Origin of the sequence: Bartonella sp. AP30XZML (genome assembly GCF_042195945.1) — a bacterium.
In the GTDB taxonomy this organism is placed as follows: Bacteria; Pseudomonadota; Alphaproteobacteria; order Rhizobiales; family Rhizobiaceae; genus Bartonella.
Genome location: NZ_JBHIPJ010000028.1, coordinates 1 through 1998 on the forward strand (window position 1 = coordinate 1; position 1998 = coordinate 1998).

The 1998-nt window shown below is 47.6% G+C and carries 1 protein-coding gene and 1 pseudogene; both read right to left on the reverse strand.

Translation table 11 applies throughout. The annotated features are described in order from the left end of the window. Positions 1-450: pseudogene (locus tag ACFIL2_RS01995) on the reverse strand (hypothetical protein); the annotation flags it as partial. Between the two features lie 32 nt (positions 451-482). Then, positions 483-1998 (reverse strand): hemagglutinin repeat-containing protein (locus tag ACFIL2_RS02000; protein WP_375681672.1); only part of this gene is annotated, 1516 nt, incomplete at its 5' end.

The window sequence follows — 1998 nt, forward strand, 5'->3', positions numbered from 1 at the left end:
CACATTGATATCTTGACCGGAAAGAAGATGAGAAGCAGAAATCTTGGCTTCTCCTTGTGCGTCTAACACGATGTTGCCCGTCGCCCCAAGGATAGAGGAGACCGTTGTGGTATGCGATTGAGATGTATCGGACGATTTCTCATGCATAAAGCCACTTGATGACGATTGCGCTTGCTGATCCAAGTGTTCTTGGGCGCCTTTGATAGTAATCTTTCCCCCAGAGTGAATGGTAATATCCGCTTGTTTCTGTTCTCCTGGTGCTTTCTCTCCTGACGTTTCCTCTGCCTTACCGGCTATGAGCGTCGAGGCGACAACTTCCGTGTTGTTTCCTGAGTCAATGGCAATGCCTTCACCCCCTGTTATGCTTGACCCCACAACTTGGCGCACATCCATCTTGTTATGCTCAGATTTGCTGCTACTAAACACCCCTCCCTCTTTATGGTACGACATCTCATACTGTAAGCTATCCTCTGCATTGTTGATCAGGACANTTGCCCTGCAATGACAGTGGTGTCACCTCCCGATTTTATCGAAGAGCCAACGGCATGAGAGGCTTGCATATCCACTTTCGTGTTTTTGCCCTGAAGATGATACTCCATCTCATCGTTTCTTACCCCTATTGTTACCTCCCCTTTCGCGCCAAGAACAACATTACCCTTGGCATCTATATCGGAAGCAGCCATATGGATATCTTTTCCAGAGAGAACAGTGGTCTCTTTTCCAGAACTTAGATGAGAGCCATTGTGCACGGCGACATGAAAGGTTTGATCCCCGCGATGACTATTGGTACTGTTGCGTGTGGCATCAATCGAAACATTGCCCTCAGCTTTTAAGAGAAGTTTATCCGTTGCTTGAACATCAGAGCCTAAGATATTCAAATCTTTTCCAGAGGCAAGTGTCGTTGAGCCACCAGAGTTTAACGCCGATTTATGATGCATGGTGGCATCACCCTGTTCATCATGGTAATGGGTTTCTGCTGAACCGATCGTCAAGTTGCCTTCTTCTGTAGCCATGGCAAGATCACCCTCTGTGGTGATCTCCACCCCTGAGGCTGTGATATCTTGCTTGGCAAGAACTGTCGCATTGCCACCAGTAGAAAGCGCTTCGGTGTTTAAAACGGTCTCCACGCCGTCAACCGTTGTGCGCCCTGCATCCAAACGAATATTCTTCTCCGCAAGCAAAATAGCATCCCCACCCGCCGCAAAATGCCCTCCTTGACTAAAGATATCCCCGCCATGCACATGCAATTGGTGGTTTGCCGCAATCCGCCCTGAATTGGTTATCGTGGAATTGCTGGTATTCTGGCTGGTGATATTGATATCATCGCCCATGATCAAAGCCCCAGCAGAAACAAAGGAGGCTCTGTCTTTTTCAGGGATGTAAAGCACCGGTGCATAAACATCCATGCCCTTGACCTGTTGGCGCACATAAATCACCATCGGGGCTTCTAGGGACGCCAATTGTTCTTCACTCAAAGCCTCAGCAAAGGGGAGATTGTGTGCTTTTGCATATTCTGCCCCGACATCCAGCAAAGTTTTGACTTGTTCAATGGCATCACTTCCAGGAATAAAGGAACCTTTGCCTAAACCTTGACCCACAAGATCACGCATTTGTTTTTCAATCAGTTCCTTTTCGAAATAGGCATCGCCTAAGAAAAAAATCTCTCTGTCAGGATTGTAGCCAATTCTGTTCAAATAATAAGCTGAGCCATAAAACTTGCCAACATCAAGGAATTCTGCCCGCGTTTCATAAATGAAATTCTGGTTGGGCAGTGTGCCCCCAACCCCACCCGATTGGGGCTTTGGTAAAGGGAGCCCCTCAGAAAGTTCCCCTGCATTATTGAGATCCACTGTTGGTGTAAAGAGAGCGCCAGCCCCGGTTAAACCACTTAAGGACTCCAGTGGATTGCCTTCAACGGCTTGTGCTTTAAAATGTGCATCCCCTGTAATCGAACCTTCCGCTGCCGTGTTATTGAGTTGATCGACCACCAGATTTAAA